Here is a 20,706-nt window from a genome sequence, read left to right as displayed (position 1 = left end):
CCTACTATCCTAAGAGTGATCAACTTCCTTCCGGCAACATCACCTTACGAAATTCTTCAATAAACGCTTCGTAATCAAGTTCGATGGCAATTCTGATTTCCCCTGGTTTACTTGATGGCCGGATATCAACATAGGACATTCCCTTTGCGTCTGTAGTTTCAATTACATTTGGATCGAGATATGTGTATTCTGCGATAGAAGGATTTTTAACAAGTATAATAGGCACAACATCATGTATAGGAGCCCCTTCAAGTTCGGGGTTTCTTTCTTTATAAAACGCGTAGTAGTGCTCAAAGATAGGTTCGATCATGGATGCGTAAATATTGTTCTGATTCGCAGAAATGGCTTCTACGATTTCCGGAGTGAGAATAGCGGACTGAGTTGCATTTAAAGGAACTATTGTCAGGTTATGTGCAAATTTAAATACGACATTGGTCGAAGCGGGGTCACCGTAAAAATTAGCTTCCGCCAGCGGTGTTACGTTACCCGGAATAAAGAATGCACCGCCCATTATATAAAAAGATTGAACCATATTCATTTCATTAGGGAATAAATTAAATGCAGTTGCCAGGCTGGTTGAACGACCTGTATCCACAATAATTAGTTCATTTCTAAACCTTTCTATAATAAGCCGAATCGTGTCAAAGGGATACGTATAATATTGCATGTTACCCGGCGGCTTTATCGGACCTATCCCCTCCTCCCCGTGGATGCCCGGGTAAAATACTGACCCTTCCTCTCGCACTGGTTGTGAAGCACCAGGAATTATAGGGATGTCAAATCTATCCGCTAATTGGACTATGTAGGCTGCATTGGCAGTGGCCTGGTCTTTTGTCACGTTCCCATAGCTGGTGACGATGCCAACGAGTTCGATGTCTGGATCCAGCATGGCATACATAATTGCAATTGAATCATCAATTCCAGGATCACAGAATAAAAGGATTTTTTTCGCGATAGTATACTCCTCCTTTCCATTCTAAATATATTCCATAAAAAATGAATCATACCGAACAGGAAGTACCTTACAACGTGGAAATTCATCCCTTGATTCGTATATAAGTAAATTACAGTAAATACTTCAGATGTTATAATAATTTGTAACACTAAAAATGTTATTTAATGATGGAGTTTTAGCTATGGAAAAAGAAAAACTACCTGATATTCATAAAACGGTTATCCTTGATGCTTCAATTGTAAAAGTATGGAAGGCTGTTTCCACTTCGGAAGGAATTGCAGGATGGTGGATGCCGAACACTTTCGAACCTGTATTGGATAAGGAATTTATTCTTCACGCAGGTCCATATGGTGATTCACCTTGCAAAGTTACCGTACTCGATCCTCGAAATCGTGTCGGCTTCGACTGGGATAAAGGCTGGCACCTTACTATTGAATTGAGTGAACTGGAAGATGGAAAAACAGAATTTTCCCTGGTTCACTCCGGATGGACTCCAGAACAAGCGAAAATACGAGAGACCATGAACGGTGGCTGGGAAAAAATTGTAAAAGAGGATTTACCAATGTACCTTGAATGTTAGTTGCGGTCAACAATCCTAAACATGCTTTTTTCATGCTGTTCCTTCCCCCTAGTCGCAGTCCGTTAAAATTGCTTGCCTAATGGAAATCTCAAGAGCTGAAATTGCGGAATTTCACTCGATAGATCGAATAAAAAAGATTACTTATTACTACGATACCAGCTTTTTTGCAACTTTCGTATATAAACGATTTGACCAATATGGTAGGCGTTATGCGTAATACCATTTCCTAATATCTCGTGCCATTTTGCTGGTACCGGGAATCCTTTTACGTCATTTTCGAGTTGTTTCTCGTTTAGTAGATCTTGCCATTTCAGCAGTACCTCTAATAGCCGCTCGCTTAATTCATTAAACGTTTTGTTTTCTGTAATAATAAAACTGTTATCATTATTTTCAATTGACGGAACAGATTTAAAATCCGACTTCTGGTATCTTGTTTGCCATGTTTCATTCCAGTAAATTAGATGTTGCACAATTTCAGCGATACTATGACTATCTTCAGTAGGCTTCCAAAATGCTTCTTCCTCTAATAAATTTTCAACTGCTTCTGTAAATGGAAGATACCAGCTAGGATCATTAGCATTTGCTAAAAATTGATCTAATAGCACATTTTGAACATGTGGCATGTATTTCATCTCCTTTATAATAAAGGTACAGAGATCTTATAAGTAATTTCACTTCTTCTTTTAATCTGATTACTAACTTCTATTTATCTCTTTAAAATTCCTCTTTTTTTACCATTATTGGGGTTCTTAAACATAAATAAAGGCACAATTCTTTACTTAAGAATAGCACCCGATAGTTTAAGTACATTTGTTCACAAACCTCATATTCTCCCTGTCAAATAAATTAACTTTCTAATAGGGGTAGCATCAGGAAAATGCGGATTTTACAATGATAAGGAAATTCCAAATTAAAAAGCCCAACTTCTCTGCAAAACAAAATAGAGAAAGTGAGCTTTTCAGTTACTTCATTATTTTTATTTGAACTAATATAAAACTGCTAAGTTGATTTTTTAGCTCAGCTATTTATTGAATTCATTAACTGGAAGAAGTATTCAGGTTTATGAGTCTTATTTAGGTTATACCATGAATGTAATGTATCTGGTGCAAATACATCTAACTTTTTCAGTACTTCCATCGTAAATTCCAGAGGAGCTATTCCTGATGCAGTAACTAAATTTGCATCAGATACCGCAGATTCCACCTCATAGAACTTTTCTCCTTTATAGTTAGGACATACCATTTTAGTATATTCTAAGTTATTACTTGTATGCTTTCTAGTATCCAAGTATCCCATATTCGCGAGGGCATCAGTTGCACCACAAATTGCAGCAACAATAGTGCCAAGCTTTAAAGCTTGGCCAATTCTCTCCAAGATAGGTTGATGAATTTCTTCATTCCAAGTATTCCCACCTGGCAAAATTAAAAGATCTTTACTCTCAAGAATACATTCATCAAGGGAAATATCTGGTTTTATGCTCAGTCCTCCCATAGTAGTAATCATTTCTTTATTAGCTCCTACTGTAATTACTTTTAAAGGTGCTAAACCTTTTTTGAAATATCTACCTGAGTTTAGTTCAGCAATTAAATATCCATATTCCCAGTCCGACATTGTATTAAATACATAAAGAAAAACTTTTTTTGTTTGCATCCAATAACACTCCAATCACATTTAATATGCCTAATATAACATAACTTCCCTGACACCTAGCGTCAGGGAAGTTATCAAATTTGATGAAATTTTATTAATTCCGACAGAACTTCAATAAGTCTTTTCTTAAGACTTATTGGCTCAATAACTTGAATAGATTTACCATACGGTAAAAGTAAATAAGGTACATATTTATGTATTATATCCTTTTCAAGAAAAAATACTGCTTGATTTGAAGTCCGTTCTTGTAAATAATGTCCTAAAAACCAATGTTGGCAAATATCATCCAACGCACTTGTATTTCCATTAATAACTAAAGAAATAATCCCTTCTTTTTCTTCTATAGTTGGAAGAAGGTTTTTCATAAAAAAGTCACGTGCTGAAAAATTTTCTGGCTGGTTAAACTTATTTTTGGTTAGCATTAGACTTTCAATTCGATCTACTCTAAAACTACGGATATCATTCCTGAGATGACAAAATCCAATAAAATACCACTTATTATTCCAATAAATAATTCTGTACGGATTAACCAATCTATACTTTGATTGCTCTTCGCCACTTTTATGATATAGAATTTTTATAGAGTATCCGTCAGCTACAGCCTGCTCCAACTCCTTCAAAAAAGGTTCCATAGCGAGGGAACTTAATCGACTTATTACTTCAAGACTAGTTAAATGTTGATTTATCTTTGTTTCCTGCTCTTGATTCGAATATTTCCTTAGCTTTGAAATAGCCCTATCTAGCGCTTCACCACCATAATACCCGGCTTCTTCTGCAAAAATAGCAGCGTGAAATAGCGAGGTTTGCTCCTCGAAATCAAAAAAAAGAGGAGCTTCAATAAAATTGTTCAATAAAGTGTATCCACCATTATGTCCCGAGTCTGAAATTATAGGTACACCACTTATTGAAAGTGTATCAATATAACGATACACAGTCCTTATATTAATCTCTAACTTTTCCGAAATTTGTTTCGCAGTAATTTTTTCACCTGAACTAAGCATCCTTAGAATCGCTAGCACATTGTCAATTTTAGCCATAGAATCAACCTCTATATGGAAATAAATTTATTTTAAAATAATACTAAAAACATTACCTATTCATTGAATTTCTATTTAAATGTGTTGGGGCATTACAAAAAAACGCCCTCTTATTAAAGAAAAGCACCCTTTAGTTTAATAAAAATATTTATTCCTCATCTGATTTGTTTCCTTTAGTAGTTTTTATATATGCTAAAAAGAAGATTAAGAAAACGACACCGACCAATAAACCTATCGAAACCAAAAAATCCAATTATATCCCACCTTTAATTTGTTTTTTAACCATATAAGTAATTATACTTAATTAAGAATCGCACCAGTTACTTTAGCAGAGTAATTAACCTATTTTATCTATCTAAAAACTTCTCTAATCTATATGCTATAAAAATGACTGCTCCCGCCCCAGCACCTACCATTAGACCCTCCGTTAAAAAACCAATAATTGCCCCTATTAAAACAAATGTTGTGAGTTGTAATTTCATCATAGACTTTTGCCCCTTCTTTCCTAAGTTAGTTCCCCAAGTTTTTTCCTTATTCTACTAAACTGTCCCGTTAGCTTAAGTACATTCTTTCACAAAGTCATTTAAAAGCGAACCCCTTGTTGCACAGTATAGGTCTGCCATGCATTCAATTTGATGATCTCTTGCTTATACTTAGGAGGCTGGTTAAACAAGCAAATCAGGTTATCGTTAAATAAAATCTAAATTAACCTGATTTATACAGTAACATAACCCAAGCTGAGAGAATACTATACTGATGTAAAGAAAGGAGAGGTATTTAGTGAACAACAACATTCAAATAAACCCTCATGAATTTCAGGAAGGTTACCAACCTGAACAAATTAAAAGACTATGCAAAAAGTATATGAACTACCATGTCATAGGACAACTAAGCGATGGATCACAGTTTGATGGAATTATCGATAGCATGGATGAGGAAGGTGTGACCATGTTAGTCCCAGAAGAAGTTGATGCAGGACAAATGAATAGAATATTTGACTATGGATATGATTATAACTACGATTACGATGAATATGATGATTACGGAAGACCTCGCAGGAGAAGATTCCGTCGATTCCGCAGACAACGTTTCCCTTTTCGCTTTTTTAGAAGATTATTCCGTTTCCCATATTACTACCCTCCGTATCCCTCGTATGGATACGGTGGAGAATACTATTAACAGCCACTTTAAATAATGATTTAAGGCAGTTTAAATGCTGCCTTTTTATCTGGAGTTGTACCACCAAGTATGAAAGCTTTAAAGAATACTATAACATTACATTCATAAAAACAGATAATATTGAACTCTCTTAATGTAAAGAACTCTTATATACAGTATCTGCAACAAAACATTGATATAGTACGCCTTTCTCACTGTTTACCTGTATTTATCGAAAAGGCGTTTAAGGACGTGACTTGGTAATGATGTATTTAATAATTTTATAACTAAAGAGTTACTACCATGGATTCAGAACAATTATAATGTGAGTCATGATCCAAAAGATATCGCCTTATGTGGGGCGAGTTTGGGTGGTTTAGCAGCATTTTATGTCGCATTAAACCATTCAGACCTATTTGGTAATGTTTTATCTCAATTGCCTTTATATTTTAGCGATGCTTCTTTAGCAGCTTCATCTCTGTATTTTATCCAATCCCGTTGATCTTCACTTATTATGATTAGGTCTTGTCATAACTCACTTTTGGTATTTATTATGTGGACAATTATTTAAGTAAATCAGGTTGAAATTGGTCTATTATATTAAAAAATAACCGTTACGATTAATACCCTGAAAATTCCTCTACCCGAATGTTGTTATTCTCCACTCCCACCTCAATGAGCATGTTACGCAAGTCTTTAACCATGCCGGGAGGTCCGCATAGATAGTAGATCGGCGCTTGAATATCTGATACATACTTTTTAACCATAGTTTCATCAATCAAGTCACTTTCTCCACTCCACTCACGCGGGTTGGCATCAGTCATTATAGGTACAAACGTAAAATTGGTGTTCTTTTCGGCATAGCCATTTAAATCACTCATAAATGCCGCCGTCTCAGGCGTTTCGTTAGAATACACCAGAGTTAATTTGTGGGGGAGTTGGTCATATGTTGCTTGCGCAATAATGCTTCGTACCGGCGTGATGCCGATACCGCCGATTATAAATACGGCCGGTATCAATTCATCCTCATGCAAAGTGAATTCCCCTCGTGGCTCGTCAAATTTAACCTCAGTACCAACAGTAAAATCTTCTATCCATTGTTTAAAAGCAGAATCAGATATACGGGTCGCCGTCATAAGACGTTCTTCATATGGAGCCGACGCAAGTGATAAAGCACGCTCTTTAACATCCTCGTCAGTCACTTTCGGCTTGTTTAATGTCATATCACAATAATGTCCAGCTTTAAATGTAAAACCCTTTGGCTTCTCCCAGTAAAAGGCCATTGTGTCAGTTGCTATCTCTTCTTTTCTAATCAATTTTGCGGTGTATTTCGGGTCCATATGTGCTATTTCCTTCCCTCTCATAGAAGTCATCTTGTATCCAGTCTAGAACAACTCTTGCCTGGAGCCTTTTTCTATTCTTTGCATCCTTAATTGGTTATATGCACTGCTGTTGTGTTGGATATAATTGGGGACCCATAACTTAAAAAATCCAAATCATAGGTTAGATAACAAGCGAATTAGAGATACAAGTAACACGGTGAATAACACACAAGAAAGCTTGAGGGGATTTTTTTCAACCCTTGAAGAATCGCACTCGTTTATTGAAGTTTGTTGATGAAGAGAACTATTTGTTTTGATTTTCAGAAAACCTGGTACTCAAGTAAATAATTATGCCTCCAATTAAAACGGCAATGACGTAATAAATTTCTAACCCTAAATCAATACCCGCTGGAAATGACTGTTCAGTAGAGATACCAACAATCAGAGTACCTACTATGACTGCTATACCTACGATTAGAAAGAACCATTTTAAGAACATACTAATCCCCCCCTTCGTTCCATCCATATTAGTTAAATCACTATACAACCCATTAGCACACGGGCGTTACAATCTATATTAACATAATATTCCAACTATTTTTCATTATAATAAAGACCATCGAATTCGATGATCTCTTGGTTTGCTTTTGTCACCAGGTAGTTGAAGAACTTGCGTCAAACGCACCCGTTACTTTAATAGGAGTAACCTACTCCTTTTTTGAAGGCATTTGTCAGCCACCTTCTATACAAGTCGCAGTAGAACTTCCAACAACAGAATTTAACTCTTGAAGTAGTGATGGTAAAATTTCCGTTCCCACTAAGGTTTCTAAGGTGTGTTTGGTAATAGGAATATTGTATTTACTAAAGATTTCTTCTGTTTCTGACCAAACTTCAATAATTGCGCTTGGTGACATATTGGATTGTATAACCATTTCAGCAGCCTCCTTTTGTACCTATTTTATCGTCTAGTTATTAAATAATCCTGCCTCGTTAGTACAATAATGGTTTATTTTTCACTAAGCACCCGTATGTTGAATGGTATTTTGTTTATTTGGCTATTTCATCATTTTGAGGATGTTTCTTGAGTTCTTGAGCATTCCAAGTAGTCCCAGTCCTTTTTTCGCATCTCTAGTTAATTTCTTATTTGCGCATTTTAAGACATTTTCCTCGGCGTTAGAATAATTACCAGAATCAAAAATAGGTTGCGGATCATATTCTATTGTGAGTTGAATAGCCTTGGTTTCTTCTTCTCCGACAATTTTATTTGATAGATATAAAGCCATATCAATACCAGCAGATACTCCTGCAGCAGTTATATATTTACCTTGTTCCACTATTCTTTCCCTTACAGGAATAGCACCAAAATTACTTAATAATTTTATTGGTTTCCAATGTGATGTTGCTTTTAATCCTGACAGCAATCCAGTTGAAGCCAGTAAAATAGACCCTGTGCATACAGACGTAGTCCATTTTGTACCTTTATCTATTTCTCTAATCCAGTTTAATATGTTCTCTTTTTCCATTTCTTTCATAAACCCTACGGGAGAACCTGGTATGACTAAAATATCTGCATAATTAATATCATCAATACTATACTTAACATTAATGTCAATGAATCCAGAATCAGCCTTTATTTCACCTGCTTCTTCTGCAACAAATAAAACTTCAGCATTAGTCATATTTCTTAAAACTTCATATGGACCAATAGCATCAAGCATAGTCATTCCATCATATACATAAATAATTATCTTCATCACTTGCCTCCTTTAATATTTCCTTCTAATAAATTCTAATCTCTTCTTCAACAATCCTGCCCAGTTAGTTCAATAACCCGATCTCTTATTAAACAATCGCACCCTATAGTTGAACAAGCTATCTTTCCTTTAACATTAGCTATCCGTTAATGAAAGAAGATTATTTATAATGAAATACTCATAGTAATAGTTCTGTTTTTAAAGCCCAGACTTTCATATATCTTAATTGCTTGATTTCCATCAAATACGCTTAAACGAATTTCGGAGTATCCTTCTTGTTTCAATTGTTCAACGCCTATTTTAATCAATTGTTTTGAAATACCTTTACCTCTGTATTCCTCTATAACAAATAATTCATAAATAAATCCGAGTGCCTTATCTGAAAACTGGTCTTTACTTCCTCCTATAAGAATCCAACCCGTTATTACATTGTTTTCAGTTGATATTAAATAATAACTCCCCTTCTTTAAAAGAGGTTCTACCAGTTGTTTTGCTTTTTCAATCGTTGGTTCTGCTTCACCTAAAGTTCCCTCAAATATCGCTTGTGGAGAAAGTGCTAATATCTTTTCAATTTCTACCTCATTTGGTTTTCTTATGTCCATTTATCATTTCAACCCTTCCAACAACTTTTAGAATATAACACATTTATTCAATACACTTTTATGTAAATATGGGATTCCTTTTTCAACATAACTGCCCGTTAGTGCAATAAAAAAAAGCAGCTAAAACAACTCTTGATCTTAAACTAATGCCCTTAAGAAGGAATACTCTTTCTCTCTTTTGAAAAACTAAATATTGCGATTACTAAACAAACCATGCTCAATGCCCAAACAACTCCAGAAACACTTACCTGGAACGAAATCTCTTCTGAAGCCATGGGATGATTGTAGTCAAAAGCAACAGCCTTTAACGCAAAATACACTGCAACAGATACTAATAACAAATGCAGTAATGTCCAGATGTATCCCCAACTATTATTTTTATTATTAACCCAAAGTGACACAGTAACTAAGATTGCAATCCCCATAACAAAAGAAAAACCACCAATTAACAAACCCATTACTTCCTGTTCTAATGGCATAAGATCACACCCCCCCAAATAAAATTTCTTGTTAAACAATCCTCCCACGATCGTAATATAAGGTTAACAGATTTTACTGGTTGACCATTTTTTATATGGTTTTATTATAACAGTAGCCGGGGTAGAAGGTCTCTGTCCGCGGGACATTAATCCCGTACACAAACGAAAAAGTATGTAAATGAACTTTATTCATGCCCACCAATTATATATTTACTTTTTCATTGCATTCGTATTGGTAAAACCAAATGGAGGAGACACTACCTTTTCTAATTTAAGAATGTAAGGGGTAAAGGAGCCATGTGTTCCATCTATTATTATCGCTTCTCCATCAGTCTCTTTTGGCTGCAGACTATATTTCACATCATAACCTCCCATCGATGCATCTCTACCAACAAATTCAACAGCAACTTGTTCATCTGGCTCGGCTAAAATAAAAGCGTAAGTATGACCTTTGTGCGAAAACATTCCCGTCCCACCTGGACCCATGAGATGAAAATCTTCCTTATAATCTTCAGGTAAACGGTCATAACTAACAATTTCATAAGCTATCTCTCTATTGCCAAAATCGATAAAAAACAAAGCGAAGATTGTGATTACAATAAATGGAAAGGTACTCTTTTTAATTCGATTCAATTTTCCCCCTCCCTTGGTTTTGCAACCAATCGATTGATCGTTTCTTTCCATTGAATGAATTGTTGATTGGAAATAACTTGCTGTAAAAAGGCATACAAAAGAATAACATTCATAGATATAACAGACCACTCAGCACTCGATTGAAATTTAGCAATAACTAAAGCAATTAAAAGCATCGCCCAGTACTGAAACGTAGCATTACACATTCGCTTCCAGACAGATACATAATTGTTACCACTGACCAATTGAACTATTAAAATAATGTACCAGAATATATGTAGTGTAGGGAATTCATAAAGTCCGTTAAGTCCTGCTAAACGATTCCAATCTAAGCTGAAGATTTCACTGAGGTAAAGTTCTAATGTTAATGGTGCGCCATGCATTTGAGCTAGAAACTGCAAGAATATGAAGTAAATAGGGATGAATCCGATAATGGAAAACAGCCAAAAGGTTTGTTTTTTTATAATAAATCGATGGATAAAATAAGCGACTACTAAAGCTTGGATTGATGCAACAATAAAGTACGGTTGAAAGTATGCTCCAATTAGTAGCCCCGGTCCGACAACACTTGCAATCAGGCAGATAATTCCGATGAGTATCTCTTTAAATAAATGATTTTTCATGGAGCTTGGGTAAGTCTGATTTACTTCTTCCTGCAACATTTCAACTGTACCAAATTGGTCAATCACAGATTGAATTGCTTCTTTTTCATCCACATTGTCCCTGCGAAGTAAATCATAATGATCATAGAGATGCTGCTTCCATTCTTCCTCTAGTTCTTTCTTTTCTATTTCATCTAGGCGTAATTCTTTGGTGATTTTCTTAACATAACTATCAAACTCCTTAATCGATACTTGTTTTGACATTCACATCACCCACAATCCGATGCATTACTTTTTGAAACAGACCCCACTCCTGCTTTTGATCAGATAATGACTTTTTTCCTGCAGTGGTAATTCGGTAGTATTTCCGGCGTGGCCCATCACTTGATTTTTGCCAATAGCTCTCTACCAAACCAGCTAATTCCAGTCGCTTTAAAGCTGGATATAACGTTCCTTCCTTGTAACTCAAATAGCCTTCACTTACCTGGTGGACTTTCTCGGTAATTTCATAGCCGTACATTTCTTTTTCCGAAAGTAACGATAACAGAATAATACTCGTACTCCCTTTTAACAATTCAGTTTTTCTCATTTGGTGCACCCTCCTACTCTATATCGTATTACTACTTACTGTATATCGTAATACTATATAGTGAATAAATCAACACTTTTTTCAAAAAAGTCCAGGTACAACTGTCTGATAATCTGAGTTTGAAAAATAAAGAGTCATATATATGAGTTATAACACCTTTTTATATTAAAGCACCCGTTTAGCACAATAACTAATCATCTTTGCCAGTTGACATGGCCTTACTATTCCATCTAATTATTAACTACCCTATAAATAACAGACATAAATATAATTGCTATATCTCTTCCAAAAGCCAAATAAATAGCCTAAAACCAACGAAAAGATAGTTAATACAGTGTTAACCCCAAAAAAGAAAGGTAATTTCACCTTTCTCAACTTTATCCCCTATAGTTCATTTTAAAGGGTATTTTAATTTTTGTACTTTAAAGCTAAACTACTTTGGGTGAGAACCTGAGGTCTATTTTCGTATAGTTAGTATCTGAAACCTAATGCAAAGTCTCCAAATCAATAAGTGATCTTCCGAACGAAGTTCATAACTTAGAAAAAGTGTTTTCATTTGATAAAAAAGTCGACGAGAACACCAAAAATGCCACCTTATAGATAACTACCACTGATGAATCCAATTCAAGAACAAAACACTCAAATACGATGGAGAGGTTATTAATTATACGTGTGGTGATAATGTATATCAATGTAAAATGCTAACCACCTATAGTGAATCGCTCCCCCCCAAATACGCCAGCTAAAGCAGAGCTGCAGCAGTGCACAACAAGCAACGGAGATCCTGCACCAGGTTTTAGCATTGTAAGGACGGATTCTGAGTTTTATTCCCAGGTTAAAAAGGAATTCGAGGAACAACAATAAAATGAAAAACCATTGCAATTAACACCATAATCAACAATGAAATCATCATAAAAAAGGAGCTTGCATATCCAAGTTCCTTTTTCCTATGATTGTAACCTCTTATTCAACTAAACGCCCCCTTTAGTCATCCATGTAGCGCAAGACCAGCGCTACACCACAGAGAATGAAAATGGACATGATCTGGCTATACTGATTCTACGGCTGGATGAGGAAGGTCGATCAACTATGGTGCGTGAGAGCCCATCCTTTAGTCTGACTCCTTCGACCACGGTGCATCACAGACTGTCGCTCCCTCACGGGAAGCACTCATGGTAGATTAATCCTATTCTGGTTGTTGCACCAGCCTCAAATAATAATTTATGCCGTAGAAAGGATGTTTTCAATGGATGTAATCATTGAAAGAGCCTGTGGTATGGATGTTCATAAAGACAACATTACTGCATGTATCATCATTCCAGAAGGAAAGGAGATTGAAACATTTTCAACTAAAACGGTATTCCTAATTAAGTTAATTGACTGGGTTAAGGAACACAGGTGTACCCATGTTGCAATGGAAAGTACAAGTGTCTACTGGAAGCCTATTGTCAATTTACTAGAAGCAGAGGATATTGAATTTTTAGTTGTGAATGCCCAGCATATTAAGTCTGTCCCTGGGCGTAAAACTGATGTAAAAGATGCTGAATGGATTGCGAAACTTCTTCGTCATGGATTACTTAGAGCTAGTTTCATTCCAGACCGAAACCAACGAGAACTACGGGAGCTCGTTCGTTATCGTCGGAGTATTATTGAAGAACGTGCCAGACAACATAACAGAATTCAAAAAGTCTTAGAAGGAGCAAATATCAAACTAGGTTCTGTTGTTTCCGATATTATGGGGGTATCAGCGCGTGATATGCTTCGTGCAATCGCCGAAGGCGAAGATGACCCTGATAAACTAGCAAACTTTGCAAGACGAACAATGAAAAAGAAAAAAGAAGATCTTAAACTCGCACTTCAAGGCTATATTAGTGAGCATCAACGGTTAATGATTAGTACTATTTTAAACCATATTGATTTTCTTACAGAACAAATTGATATGTTAGATCAAGAGGTTGCTAATAGAGTGAGTACCCATCAAGAAGATGTAGAAATATTAGATTCAATTCCTGGCATAGCAACTCGTATGGCTGAACATATGCTTGCAGAACTAGGTACTGATATTAAGAAGCCATTTCCAAGTGCATCTCAAATGTGTTCATGGGCTGGATTAGTTCCTGGAAATAACGAAAGTGCTGGGAAACGGAAATCTTCTAGAACTAAAAATGGAAACAAATACTTGAAATCAGCTTTAATTAAGCAGCTCATTCTGTGCGAGGATCTAAAAACTATCTAGGAGCGCTTTACCGACGTACTGCTGCGCGAAAAGGTAAAAAACGGGCAGGTATTGTTGTTGCTCATGCAATATTGCGAATCGCCTATTATCTGTTAACCCGTAAAGAAATGTATGTAGATTTAGGCGAAGACTACTTCGATAAGCAAAAACAACAGTCTATTGTTCGGCATTCACTACGAAGATTGGAAAGTCTAGGTTATACTGTATCACTTATAGAACCAGAAGCATCTTAAACTGATCCAGTAAGTTTCAATAAACCTTGAGAATTAGGCGCTCTCCCCTTTTTTAAAAAACGAATGAGCTGCGTCTTCTTTAGTATTGCCTTTTATCCGAAGTTACAGAAGTTAATTTTCATGGTAGTTGAAGAATTTATCCTTTTACACCGCCTTTCGGGTTCCATGTGTCTTGTAACTTCCTAATATATAGAATCTGTCCAGTATGGTATGTTGTATGGATAGTAAGGTGGGCAAGCTCAGGTGCAAAATCATCAAGTTTCTTGGCTTCAACCTCTTCTACAACATTCTTCCATTCAGACATAATATCATTTATCCGCTTAACCGTGTCATTCCAATTTAATTCCTCTTTATTTCTAAAAGTATTGTTATCTTCATTTCTTTCGTTTGGTATGTCTTTAAACCGATTTAAATAACGTTGATTATAGAATATTAGGTGATTTACTATTTCAAAAATAGAGTTATTTGTTTCACTTGGTTTCCAATTTGCTTGTTCTTCGGTAAGACCATCAATTGAGTTTAGTAACGATACAAACCAAGTGTTTTCGTGACAGGCATTTAACTGTGCTAATAAAATACCTTTAACATTCATCTTTTCTTATGTCCCCTTTATTTGAATAATGTTCTTATTGACTCACTCTTGTACGTATTCGACAATAAACGAATATGTCCTTTCTACCTAACAAATCTGCATCTGTTAATTGAATAATTTATAATCAATTACTTACGATGTAAATGCTTAACCTGATTCAAGAAATTGGTCCAATGCTATTTAGATTCTAACCTTATCCCGTTCTTGCGCCCTATTCTGGAAGAGCAATATAATGATTACTGCAAATAGCTTGTTAACTAAAGCACCCGTAAGTTGAATAAAAAATGACTTCATATCTTTCTGGAATGTCTTAATTTAATATACGTTGGATTTTCTTCTGGAACTTTTTCATATTGAAATTTGAAACCTTTGGCTTCATAAAATGGAATTCCTTTCATATTTCCTTTTTGAACAGACACCCATTGCTCTTTGGCTCCATATTCTTCTTTCTGTTGTTTCGTAACAGCATTCAATAATTTAGTGCCAATCCCTTCATTTCTTCTTGTAGGGTCAATGTATATAACGAATAATTCTCCGACCTCTTCATCTATCATTCCTCCGCCTGCTGCACCAACTACTTTTCCGTTCTCAACGGCTACAAAATATCCACCCCAATCACGATTAAATTCTGTTAATTCTCTTAATATTCTCTCGTGACTATAAAAATCTTTTATCACTCTTTCAATCCACTCTTTTGAGTGACTTTCCCCATATGTCGACCAATATCCCCTAATACATACGCTTGAAATTCCTTCCACGTGGCTTTCATTAGCCTTCATAATTTTTATCATATTTTCTCCTTTTTTCTTTTTTAAATATCCTTTGGAAGTAACTTAACTATTAAACAATCCTGCCCGTTAGCTCAATATCTCTATCCTTTTATTTTAACATAATATTCCAAATATAGGATTTAGTTTGTAAATAAAAAAAGACGATCAAGTTGTTAATCGCCTTGTTTAACTCTTGCACCCGTTACTAAAATTTCACAATTTAATTAAATCATCTTTTTCTAGAAAATATTCTTCATCAGAATTTTTTAATACAATATCAAAATTTTGATGATAAGGATGCATAAATAATTCATATTGAATTCTACGCTCTTCATGAGATTGCCTTAAAAAATCTATATTTATTCCTCTTTCAGCAACATCACGATATGACCTTCTTGTAAATTCTGTTTCGTCATCCGTATATAAGTAAACTCTTAAGTCTAATAAATTTGGATTAGCAAATGCAACACTCATGCCTTCTATAATATTTACTTTGTTTTTTGAAGAGATTAAATTACTTTTCTTATAGTGGGTACCTATTGTATAAATATCTAAACCATCTCTAATCATATGTATGTCTCGTTCTAAGGCTGATATATTATGAGCCCCTGGGTGACAAGCTGTCATCTTACAATAGTGATTTTCATTTTTGTATTCGTAATTAATAACAGCGTACTTCCTAATATTAGATGAGCCAATAATATATGGAACAATATTAATATAATTTACATCACTTTGTCCTATTAGTTTTATAAGGTTATTTGCAAACGTTGTCTTTCCAGAAGCACCATGACCCGAAATACCAATTATGATTTTCCTTTCTTTACTGCAGACCAATTTAGCTATCTTATTTAATATCTTATCCATAATTCCCCACCTTTTTGTTACCTTTTTTTGATATATTAATTAAAGAATTCTGCCCCTTTAGTTTAAGTGAATCGTCTCACAACCTCTTGCAGATTTCACTTTTAAGACAAAGAAAACATATCATTAACCCTGATTAGCTTTTGACATATCCCTATTCTGCAAGACTCCCACTTCCACTCCTTTGGTAAATCGACTTTCTTTTTAAGCATTTTTATTTGGCCATCACCAATAGAAGTTAGTTGAGCCTAATTCCTAAGGTAGCCAAGGTAGTCGGCATAGGCGACATCAACAACTAATGTTATAGGAGTCCTCCATTCGGGAAATAACGGCTGGCGAACATTCCACCAGTGGAATAGAGAGTTTATTTCCCTTACTGATCCTCTCTTTCTAACCTATGGAAGATGATTCTTCTTGACTTATATGTTTCTATTACTCCACCTTTAAATATTCCTAAAGATAGATTAGAAATCAATTAATATTCCTGCCTTGTCATCAGACTTTTTAAGTCTCGGAAATCGCAAACACTCAGGGTCGGAATCTTCCAGTTTAATAAGATCTTCGGCATACTGTTTTAGTCCTCTGGAAAGAATCATGTGTGCCAAGTAATCCCAGTAACTTTCACTCTCTTGCACACATTCTTTTGAAGGAAACAATCCATCAGTAGTAACAATAAGGTGCTTTAGGCCGTTTCTGTTTATTTTTCCATATTCGATATATTTAATTGCATCATTATCTCCATTTAACACCCCGTACCCATCTGGAGTGTTGCTTCTATTTCTGTTGGAGATTAAAATATCTTTTACATATTTCTTTAATTCTTCCTGCTTGTCTATCCCTTTATGTATAAGCTCTCTCCACTTATTTATAGCCAACTCCTCTAAAGGCTCTGTCTGTACTCGGGTTAATGGTCTTACTGAATCATCTTGATAGATAGCAAGAATCATACAATCCCCCGTCTGTATAAAATCTATACCGCTCGGGGTAATTTTTATCAAGGCTAAAGCAGTACCCCATAACTGTTCCTTCCTCGATAAATCAATGTCATACTCTTTCATCATATCCTGTACTCGGGTGTTAATGATCGAAAAGTCATTCCGCAAGTTACTGTAGCTACTAAGCTCTTCAAAATATCTTCGCACTTCATTAGAAGCTATATAGCCCCCTGTAAGGTTGTCCCTACTAGTAAACGGAGTAATAGAAGAAACACCATCTGCTACCCCGTAAAGTGAGATACCATCATTCAAAATAACAGAGTCCTCATTAAGCTCTCTCACGCCTCTATAAATCACAGATTTTACTTTGATTCTTCTCCCTCTCCTTTCAAAGACTATTATAAATGGACTCTTCAATACCTGGCATCAATCTATATATAGATCTTCCAATTATCTCTTCCATATCGCTTTTCAGTGTAAAATACTGCATCCAATCTGTCTCTCATGTACCTCTACTATATCCACCTCAATTTTTTTACCTTTAATTCTGGTTAATTGTTTGAATATCTTGCCGTTCAGTTTCTTCTGCTTTACGGACAACAGTTTAAAAGTTCCACTTCCATGAGGAATTTCCAAGGTAGGTCTTTTTTATTGTTACTCGCTTCAACAACGCAGTTAAAGTAATAAAATACAAACCCTTAAGTTATCACAAAAATACAGAGAGGGGTCCTTTCCTGTTCGGGAAAAGCGCCCGATTGCGGCAAAGGCAAATCAGTTATTACTATATAGTAGAACATAAACTTTCTAACTCTTTTAAACATAATGTTAGTCTTTTATTAATAATATTCTTACTTCCCATTTGCTGTATCGTCTTATAACTTAATTCACTTTTATTCAATATTTCATAGTGGTCATATGTTTCTAATAATGTCCATAAGATACATTCGTTCTTTAAACATTTAAGCCAAATTTCATTCTCACCTATATAACCATTAGTAAAACCATCTGCAATTTTACTCAGAATGCTACAATTTTGATCATAAGCGTTATTTCGGTATCTTGGTGCGGTAGAATAGGCTGGAAGAAGAAATTTGTAACAAAAAATAAAATACCCTGCATATTTCAAATCAAAATCTACCGTTGGAAATGGATCAATTAAAGAAACTTTATCCGAATTAAGGATAATGTTTTCTGGCGTTACATCTTGATTTACTAATGATAAGTTTTGTTGCTTATTTCGCCTGTTTTCAATTAAGTTTAGTATCTTATCAACCATTGTATTCCTATCAATTTTTAAATCGGTAGCAATTAATTTATTCAGGATACTTACATAAAAATCGTTATCATTTTGCCAAACTCGGTAAGCGTTTTGTTGCAAATTACCTTCAAGGTGTTTACCATTCCATAATAAATTACCACTGCCCTTTATGCCAGGGTTTTTACTATGCATTACTAAAAAGAATTCTCCTAACTTTTTTCCAATTGTATATGCTTCAAAATTGGTCAGACTTTGAAGCGGTTTTCCCTCACCCATAAAACTTTCGACTGTAAATACTAATTCTTCATCTATGAAATACTTAAAGAATGAAGGGCATATGTCAAAAGAGCACTGATTAGCCTGTTGATAATAAGCCTTTGAAGATTCATATTCAGTAATCAGGTCCAGTTCATCATATTCTAGAATTTGACCATAAGCCTTTTTCTTCTTTATTCTTAATACAATGTCATCTTCAAAATCCCTCTGTATTTTGTATACGTCGTGCCAAGCACCTTCACCAATTTTTGAAATGTGATCTATCTTCACATTTTTTAATTTCAATTTTTTAATGGAATTATGGAGATCATCACTTTTCATTTTTAATATCCTTTCTAAAACGGCTTGAACCTAACCGAACTGTTACCTGAATTTAAGCAGGCTCTTCACAATATCTAGATATTTTTAACATAGATACCTAACTAGCCTGTTAAATTTTATGCAACAATCTGGCCCGATTGTTGAACAAAAAATAATAACCACTCTTCATTAAATAAAGACCATCGATTTGATGGTCTCTTATTTAACTATTGCTCCCGTTAGTTAAATAAGGTTTGAATTCTATTCTTTGAAAATAGCCTTTTTAGCAATTTCCTTATCATCAAAATGAATTATTTTTTCTTTTAGTATTTGATAGGTTTCATGCCCTTTACCAGCAATTATAACAACATCATTTTTAGCTGCTGCTTTAATTGCTTTATAAATTGCTTCTTCTCGACTTTCTATAAAATCACATCCTAATAATGAAGTTTTATTTATTCCCTTTTCAATATCCTTCATTATCTTAATGGGATTTTCAGACCGTGGGTTATCAGAAGTAACAAAAACCAGGTCACTGTACCTGCTTGCAATTTCACCCATAATTGGACGTTTGGTTGCATCACGGTCACCACCACAACCAAAGACAGTAATTACGTTACCATCGGAAAAACCCTTGATTGACTTTAGTACATTTGCTAACGCATCAGGTGTATGAGCATAATCAACCAAAACCAGGGTGTCTTGACCTTGATCCACTACTTCCATCCTACCATCGATACTTTTTAATTGAGATAGACTATTTTTAATGCTTTCCAGCGGGACTCCTTCGATTAGAGCCGCAGTGATTCCTGCTAATGCATTATAAACATTAAATAAACCTACCAACTTAAGGTCGATCTCGATGTCGCCTATAAATGACGATAACTGACGTACCTTTTGCTGTCATACTTATATTTTTTGCAGTCACATCGGAGTTGTTTTTTATTCCATAAGTAACAACTTCCGCCGAAGTAACTTTCGTAAAATAGTTAATAGTCGGGTCATCTGCATTTAAGACAGCATATTTTCTTTCTTCCTGTTTGAAGGTATTGCCTAGTTTAGAGAACAAATGTCCCTTTGTATTTCTGTATTCTTCAAATGTTCCATGGTAATCCAGGTGATCTTGTGAAAGATTGGTAAATACAGCGGTTCTAAAGTTACATCCCAAAACCCTTTTCATGTCTAATCCTTGAGATGTCACTTCCATCACACAGTATTCTGAATTATTATTACTCATTTTCCGAAGGTTCCGTTGTAGTATTGGGGGCTCTTGGGTATTAATATCTGTGGGGTATATTTTACTATTCATTTTTATGCCGTTATTTCCCATCAAACCTGTTTTGAACCCATAGTCTGCAAAAATTTTATCAACTATGTGAGAAGTTGTAGTTTTGCCGTTTCTTCCAGTAATCCCTATTAGTTTCATTTCATGTGATGGATAATTAAAGAAGTGTGATGCGATAATTGACATGGCATATCTGGCATCTCTTACAAATATCTTTGGCACATTAACCTCTACATCTCTTTCGACAATTAGTGCTGCTGCACCATTTTTCACTGCATCTTCTGCATAAAGGTGCCTGTCTTCTAAAAAACCTTTAATTGCAGGTACACAAATAAATAAATTACCTTTTTCTATTTTTCTTGAATCCATTTGTAACCCAGTAATTTCAATTTCCATGTCTCCTATTGTACTTTTAACCATGAATAAAGCTGCTAGTTCTTTTAACTTCAATAGGTTCACCTCTTTAAAGCTTATTTCGTAAATCTCATAACAATTTAAACATTATATTCTAGGCTCTTGTTAAACTAACCTGCCCGTTAGTCACACATGCAGCGCAAGACCAGCCCTGCACCACAGAGCATGAAAATGTATGTCTT

The 20,706-nt window shown here is 35.1% G+C and carries 21 protein-coding genes and 3 pseudogenes; 4 read left to right on the top strand and 20 right to left on the bottom strand.

The features are described from left to right. Positions 1–19: 19 nt before the first annotated feature. Positions 20–955: a nucleoside hydrolase gene (locus ACFO3D_RS16155; RefSeq protein WP_390298853.1), complete on the bottom strand. Its 936-nt coding sequence runs from the start codon at positions 953–955 to the stop codon at positions 20–22. A 181-nt stretch (positions 956–1,136) separates the two neighbouring features. Between ACFO3D_RS16155 and ACFO3D_RS16150 the strand changes: the two genes are divergently transcribed. Continuing rightward, complete coding sequence (locus tag ACFO3D_RS16150) at positions 1,137–1,535, top strand: SRPBCC family protein (protein WP_390298447.1); 399 nt, start codon at positions 1,137–1,139, stop codon at positions 1,533–1,535. A 137-nt stretch (positions 1,536–1,672) separates the two neighbouring features. Here ACFO3D_RS16150 and ACFO3D_RS16145 read toward each other — a convergent pair whose 3' ends face one another. The 4 genes from ACFO3D_RS16145 to ACFO3D_RS16130 form a co-directional block, all read right to left on the bottom strand. After that, a complete protein-coding gene (locus tag ACFO3D_RS16145) occupies positions 1,673–2,158 on the bottom strand; it encodes a DinB family protein (RefSeq protein WP_390298444.1) in 486 nt (161 codons plus the stop codon). Positions 2,159–2,552: 394 nt separating this feature from the next. Next, positions 2,553–3,185, bottom strand: a complete 633-nt coding sequence (locus tag ACFO3D_RS16140) for a type 1 glutamine amidotransferase family protein (RefSeq protein ID WP_390298441.1) — start codon at positions 3,183–3,185, stop codon at positions 2,553–2,555. A 74-nt stretch (positions 3,186–3,259) separates the two neighbouring features. Further along, positions 3,260–4,222 carry a helix-turn-helix transcriptional regulator gene (locus tag ACFO3D_RS16135; RefSeq protein WP_390298438.1) on the bottom strand — a complete coding sequence of 321 codons (963 nt, stop codon included), beginning with the start codon at positions 4,220–4,222 and terminating at the stop codon, positions 3,260–3,262. Between the two features lie 347 nt (positions 4,223–4,569). After that, positions 4,570–4,707 carry a hypothetical protein gene (locus ACFO3D_RS16130; RefSeq protein ID WP_390298436.1) on the bottom strand — a complete coding sequence of 46 codons (138 nt, stop codon included), beginning with the start codon at positions 4,705–4,707 and terminating at the stop codon, positions 4,570–4,572. A 295-nt stretch (positions 4,708–5,002) separates the two neighbouring features. Here ACFO3D_RS16130 and ACFO3D_RS16125 point away from each other — a divergent pair, with 295 nt between their 5' ends. After that, complete coding sequence (locus tag ACFO3D_RS16125) at positions 5,003–5,401, top strand: hypothetical protein (RefSeq protein WP_390298433.1); 399 nt, start codon at positions 5,003–5,005, stop codon at positions 5,399–5,401. Positions 5,402–5,654: 253 nt separating this feature from the next. Next, positions 5,655–5,882: pseudogene (locus tag ACFO3D_RS16120) on the top strand (alpha/beta hydrolase); the annotation flags it as partial. Between the two features lie 118 nt (positions 5,883–6,000). Here the strand turns inward: ACFO3D_RS16120 and ACFO3D_RS16115 are convergent. The 9 genes from ACFO3D_RS16115 to ACFO3D_RS16075 all read right to left on the bottom strand — a co-directional run bounded on the left by ACFO3D_RS16115 (position 6,001) and on the right by ACFO3D_RS16075 (position 11,361). Then, positions 6,001–6,744, bottom strand: coding sequence for a ferredoxin--NADP reductase (locus ACFO3D_RS16115; RefSeq protein WP_390298430.1), 744 nt, complete (start codon positions 6,742–6,744; stop codon positions 6,001–6,003). A gap of 262 nt (positions 6,745–7,006) precedes the next feature. Beyond that, on the bottom strand, positions 7,007–7,201 hold the full coding sequence (locus ACFO3D_RS16110; RefSeq protein WP_390298427.1) for a hypothetical protein: 195 nt from the start codon (positions 7,199–7,201) through the stop codon (positions 7,007–7,009). Between the two features lie 232 nt (positions 7,202–7,433). Beyond that, positions 7,434–7,634, bottom strand: a complete 201-nt coding sequence (locus tag ACFO3D_RS16105) for a hypothetical protein (RefSeq protein WP_390298424.1) — start codon at positions 7,632–7,634, stop codon at positions 7,434–7,436. Positions 7,635–7,757: 123 nt separating this feature from the next. After that, positions 7,758–8,456: a DJ-1/PfpI family protein gene (locus ACFO3D_RS16100; RefSeq protein ID WP_390298420.1), complete on the bottom strand. Its 699-nt coding sequence runs from the start codon at positions 8,454–8,456 to the stop codon at positions 7,758–7,760. A gap of 164 nt (positions 8,457–8,620) precedes the next feature. Next, positions 8,621–9,058, bottom strand: a complete 438-nt coding sequence (locus ACFO3D_RS16095; protein WP_390298417.1) for a GNAT family N-acetyltransferase — start codon at positions 9,056–9,058, stop codon at positions 8,621–8,623. Positions 9,059–9,210: 152 nt separating this feature from the next. Then, positions 9,211–9,537, bottom strand: a complete 327-nt coding sequence (locus ACFO3D_RS16090; RefSeq protein ID WP_390298414.1) for a hypothetical protein — start codon at positions 9,535–9,537, stop codon at positions 9,211–9,213. A gap of 210 nt (positions 9,538–9,747) precedes the next feature. Next, complete coding sequence (locus tag ACFO3D_RS16085) at positions 9,748–10,170, bottom strand: hypothetical protein (RefSeq protein WP_390298411.1); 423 nt, start codon at positions 10,168–10,170, stop codon at positions 9,748–9,750. Then, a complete protein-coding gene (locus ACFO3D_RS16080) occupies positions 10,167–11,036 on the bottom strand; it encodes a permease prefix domain 1-containing protein (RefSeq protein ID WP_390298408.1) in 870 nt (289 codons plus the stop codon). Before ACFO3D_RS16080 ends, ACFO3D_RS16085 begins: the two co-directional genes overlap by 4 nt. Further along, entirely contained in the window at positions 11,014–11,361 is a 348-nt protein-coding gene (locus tag ACFO3D_RS16075) for a PadR family transcriptional regulator (RefSeq protein WP_390298406.1), read from the bottom strand. Before ACFO3D_RS16075 ends, ACFO3D_RS16080 begins: the two co-directional genes overlap by 23 nt. A 1,246-nt stretch (positions 11,362–12,607) precedes the next feature. Here ACFO3D_RS16075 and ACFO3D_RS16070 point away from each other — a divergent pair. Beyond that, a pseudogene (locus ACFO3D_RS16070) lies at positions 12,608–13,830 on the top strand (IS110 family RNA-guided transposase). 136 nt (positions 13,831–13,966) lie between these two features. On the opposite strand, the gene ACFO3D_RS16065 reads toward ACFO3D_RS16070, so the two are convergent. The 6 genes and pseudogenes from ACFO3D_RS16065 to ACFO3D_RS16040 form a co-directional block, all read right to left on the bottom strand. Next, positions 13,967–14,422: a DinB family protein gene (locus tag ACFO3D_RS16065; protein ID WP_390298403.1), complete on the bottom strand. Its 456-nt coding sequence runs from the start codon at positions 14,420–14,422 to the stop codon at positions 13,967–13,969. A gap of 290 nt (positions 14,423–14,712) precedes the next feature. After that, a complete protein-coding gene (locus ACFO3D_RS16060; protein WP_390298399.1) occupies positions 14,713–15,213 on the bottom strand; it encodes a GNAT family N-acetyltransferase in 501 nt (166 codons plus the stop codon). 192 nt (positions 15,214–15,405) lie between these two features. Further along, complete coding sequence (locus tag ACFO3D_RS16055) at positions 15,406–16,059, bottom strand: uridine kinase family protein (RefSeq protein WP_390298396.1); 654 nt, start codon at positions 16,057–16,059, stop codon at positions 15,406–15,408. A gap of 461 nt (positions 16,060–16,520) precedes the next feature. Next, the gene (locus ACFO3D_RS16050) at positions 16,521–17,408 is read right to left on the bottom strand and encodes a protein phosphatase 2C domain-containing protein (protein ID WP_390298393.1); all 888 of its coding nucleotides are present in this window, start codon (positions 17,406–17,408) and stop codon (positions 16,521–16,523) included. A 364-nt stretch (positions 17,409–17,772) separates the two neighbouring features. Continuing rightward, complete coding sequence (locus ACFO3D_RS16045; protein ID WP_390298390.1) at positions 17,773–18,846, bottom strand: hypothetical protein; 1,074 nt, start codon at positions 18,844–18,846, stop codon at positions 17,773–17,775. Positions 18,847–19,086: 240 nt separating this feature from the next. Then, positions 19,087–20,560 (bottom strand): annotated as a pseudogene (locus tag ACFO3D_RS16040) (UDP-N-acetylmuramoyl-L-alanyl-D-glutamate--2,6-diaminopimelate ligase). Positions 20,561–20,706 lie beyond the last annotated feature (146 nt).

The sequence above is a fragment of the Virgibacillus kekensis genome (genome assembly GCF_042654125.1).
GTDB lineage: Bacteria > Bacillota > Bacilli > Bacillales > Amphibacillaceae > Lentibacillus > Lentibacillus kekensis.
This window is presented reverse-complemented; position numbering and strand designations above follow the sequence as displayed.